Origin of the sequence: Nonomuraea sp. NPDC059023 (assembly GCF_042740095.1) — a bacterium.
GTDB lineage: Bacteria > Actinomycetota > Actinomycetes > Streptosporangiales > Streptosporangiaceae > Nonomuraea.
The window spans coordinates 1-3,408 of sequence record NZ_JBHYIO010000115.1 but is presented as its reverse complement, the minus strand read 5'-3'; the positions used below and the strand labels follow the sequence as shown (position 1 = coordinate 3,408).

At 67.6% G+C, this 3,408-nt stretch carries 4 protein-coding genes and 1 pseudogene; all 5 read right to left on the bottom strand.

The annotated features are described in order from the left end of the window. Positions 1 to 137, bottom strand: a 137-nt coding sequence (locus ACFWYW_RS59145) for a TetR/AcrR family transcriptional regulator (RefSeq protein WP_379641473.1), incomplete at its 3' end; no start/stop codon positions are given. Positions 138 to 325: 188 nt separating this feature from the next. Then, entirely contained in the window at positions 326 to 1,072 is a 747-nt protein-coding gene (locus ACFWYW_RS59140) for a hypothetical protein (RefSeq protein ID WP_379641471.1), read from the bottom strand. Positions 1,073 to 1,149: 77 nt separating this feature from the next. Then, positions 1,150 to 1,686 carry an RNA polymerase sigma factor gene (locus ACFWYW_RS59135; protein WP_379627173.1) on the bottom strand — a complete coding sequence of 179 codons (537 nt, stop codon included), beginning with the start codon at positions 1,684 to 1,686 and terminating at the stop codon, positions 1,150 to 1,152. A gap of 289 nt (positions 1,687 to 1,975) precedes the next feature. Then, positions 1,976 to 2,497 (bottom strand): GNAT family N-acetyltransferase, encoded by a 522-nt coding sequence (locus tag ACFWYW_RS59130; protein ID WP_379627175.1) that lies wholly within the window; start codon positions 2,495 to 2,497, stop codon positions 1,976 to 1,978. Positions 2,498 to 2,841: 344 nt separating this feature from the next. After that, positions 2,842 to 3,321, bottom strand: a pseudogene (locus tag ACFWYW_RS59125) (transposase); the annotation flags it as partial. Positions 3,322 to 3,408: the final 87 nt, after the last annotated feature.

The following is a 3,408-nucleotide window of genomic DNA, read 5'->3' as shown; positions in this document are numbered from 1 at the left end:
ACCGCGGTGAACAGCCCCTTCTTGTCACCGAAGAGCCCATAGACGGTGCGTTTGGAGGTGGAGGCGAGCGCCGCCACCTCATCCACACTGGCCCCGGCGAAGCCGCCCGCGAGGAACACCGACCGCGCGGCCTCGATGATCGCCTGACGCTTGGCGGCCGACCTGAGCTCCGCCCACTACACGCACCTGCTGATCCACGCCGAGCCCGGCCGCAGGAACGGACCACCGAAACGACAAGATCCCGCCTGACCATCGAGATCAGACGGGATCTCTCGACTTCAGCCCGGACGGCTCAAGAACGGCCGGCATACGGCGCTGCGGGGCTTCATTGCGCGCGGCAGGCGTCACCTTCTGTGGGGTCCTGCCGGTCTGGGCGCTTCGCCGGCTCCGGACCCGCCCAGATCCGCACCTCGCCAAGGGCATGCGGCATGACGTCCTGGACGAACCAGTTGTCCGGCACCTGCGTAGCCGTGACCTTCCGGGACTCCCCGCCGGCCATGATCCTGAAGTCGGTGATCGAGCCGTCGCGCTTGGCCAGCGCCTTCCGCAGTTCGCCGACCGTGATGTTCTCGAAGGCGACACAGTGCAGCAGCTCGCCGGGAGCGTTCACGAAGCCCATCGTGTCGTACTTCTCGCCCGGCTTGGCAGGCCGCGCCAATACGATGGCCGCCTTTTCCGACAGCTTCGCGGGGATGCGCAGCGAGATCGTGCAGCCTGTCGGGTCTGTCGCGCACGCATTCGTCAGAGAGACGATTTCCGTGGTCGACAGGTAGACGACTGACCCGACCACGCTGGGCGAGCCTGGGGTGAAAGACAGCTCGATGTCCAATCCTCGTGCGCGGAACTCCTCCCGATACCGTTCAGGATCGACGTAGAGGTCGCTGACGGTGACGAGCCAGTCGTCGCCCGACCGCTGGAACGCCAGCGCGGCACTGGGGGCGATCGGCGCCTTCTTCGGCAGGAACGCCACCCCGATGACGGCGGCCAACGCGATGACCGCGGCCAGGGGCAGCAGGACGGGCCAGCTCCACCGCCTGCGTACCTCGGCGGGCGTCGCCACGATCTCCTCCATGAGCTCCCGCGCGCCCCGCCCCTCCTGCGGCGCGCTAGGAGCGGGATCGATGGTCCTCAGCATGCGGTCGATCTTGCTCACAGGTTCTCTCCCCTCAGTTCCGCGGTCGGGTTTCCCTCTTCGGCCACGCCCAGCTCTCTGGCCAGCCGTTTGCGTGCCCGGTGCAGGCGGATGCGGACGGCTGTCGCCGTACAGCCGAGGACCTTGCCGATCTGCTGCCCGGTCAGGCCTTCCCAGCAGGTCAGCGCGAGCACTTCACGGTCACGCGCGGACAGGCGGTCGAACACGTCCCTCACGTGGTCGAGATCCGCGGGGGCCGCGCGGCGCTCGGCTGCCAGTTCCTCACGAAGCCGCTCGGCCAGTACGGCCCGGCGGGATGCGCCGCGGCGCTGGTTGGACAGCACGCGGCGGGCCACGCCGTACAGCCACAGGCGCGCCTCATCGCCCTCGGGCACGTCGCCGATGCGCCGCCACGCGGTGAGGAACGTCTCGGAGATGGCGTCCGCGGTGTCGTCAGGTGAGTCGGTACGGCGGGCGACGTATTGATGGATGGCCGGGTAATACGCATGGTAGATCGTCTCGAAACGATCCCGCGCCCCCAGTGGACGGGTCACGGATGGGTCTCCTCAAAGCCGAAGGTGCCAGACATAGGAGTACATGTCCGGCCCCAGTGGCGACTGTTTCACCCCTGACCCTTCACCGGTACGCCATCCACCGGCCAGAGCAGGCCGCCCACCCAACCGCAAACTCCGGCCCGCCGTGGGACATACCTGGCGGTCCGCTTCACCGAGCAGCCGGCGACGCCTGTCAAGTGACGGACTCGCCCGCCGGGAGCTCGTCCTGCCGTGCCGCGCGGACACCACCTCCACTTTCCGGGGGCACCGTCAGCGCACGCGGTTCCGCTCAGTCCATCCTGCGGTGCTTGGTGTACTCGACCTTGGCCGGTCCCTCCGCCTCCAGCCGTCGGCCAGGTGACCAGCCGCATGCCTCGTAGAAGGAGTTGGCCGCGGTGTTGCCGGCGAAGCTCTCCAGCCGGATGGCGGCATGATGCGCGAACAAGGTCGACTCCGCATGCCGGAGCAGGGCTCGGCCCAGCCCTCGACGGTGATGGTCGGGGTCGATCATCATCACGTCGATGGTGGGGCCGTCAAGGATGGAAACTCCGGCGATCTGCCCATCGTGGCTCAGGTGGTACACCTTGCCCTGCTCCAGATAGGTCTTCACGTGGGCGTCCGACGCACCGCTATCGAGGAACCAGTCCACCGCCTCATCTCCCAGAAACGCGCGGTAACAGGCGTCGATCGTCCGGCGGGCAAGGGCCTGAAGGGCGTCAAGGTCCTCTGCGGCGGCGACTCGGATGAGGTGCTGATGTCCTGCCGGCATGGTGGTTCCCGGTGCGAAAAAAAAGGGGGGTGTGTCCTTCACCTTAGCCGCTCCACAGGTCCTTGCCCGCCGGCCACGGCGCCCCTGCTCAAGGCCACGCTCGCCGACGGCGGTCAGTTGCTGAGGATGGCCGATGTGCCGGCCGTAGGGTGCAGGGGCTAAAACCTGACCGGCTTCGGCGGCTAGCTGTATTGCCCCGAGAGGTTGGCGCGGGCCCAAGTCCTGCTCCTGCCAGGACCCGCCGGACCGTCCCCTCCCCAACCCGGAACCCAAGGCCGAGCAGCTCGCCCCGGATGCGTCGGAGCCCCCATCGTGGATTCTCCCGCGCGGTCACGTCCACGGACGTGGTGTATGAATCGATCTTCGCGTGATCCTGTTTCTGCAGGTTAAGCGGTAAGTGTCCGCGGGAGCGGGTTCTGGGCCGGTGTGTCGCCGGTGATGAGCCGGATGCGGGCTTTGGCCAGAACGTCCAGGCCCATGTAGCGGCGGGCTTCGGTCCATTCGTCTGTCTGCTCGGCCAGCACCGCGCCGACCAGGCGGATGATCGAGGGCCGGTCGGGGAAGATGCCGACCACGTCGGTGCGGCGGCGGATCTCCTTGTTCAGCCGTTCCTGGGGATTGTTGGACCAGATCTGGCGCCAGGTCTCGCGGGGGAAGGCGGCGAAGGCGAGCAGGTCCTCGCGGGCGGCGTCCAGATACTCGCAGGCGGCGGGGTACTTGGCTTCCAGGGCGTCGATGACCCAGGCGTGCTGGGTGCGGATCTGCTCAGCGGTGGGCTGGTCGAAGATGGTGCGCACCAAGGTCGCCACCCACGGCTGGGCGCTCTTGGGCACGGTGGTGAGCAGGTTGCGCAGGTAGTGGAGCCGTAAAGAATCAAGGTGTCGATTCTGTGACACGTGGGATGTCGTGGTGCGGGGTGATGCCGTTCAGGAGCGCGTCGGCGCTGGAGTATC

Coding starts and splice junctions, on each gene's coding strand:
- ACFWYW_RS59140 (WP_379641471.1), bottom strand. CDS start 1,072: ATGGAGGAGATCGTGGCGACGCCCGCCGAGGTACGCAGGCGGTGGAGC.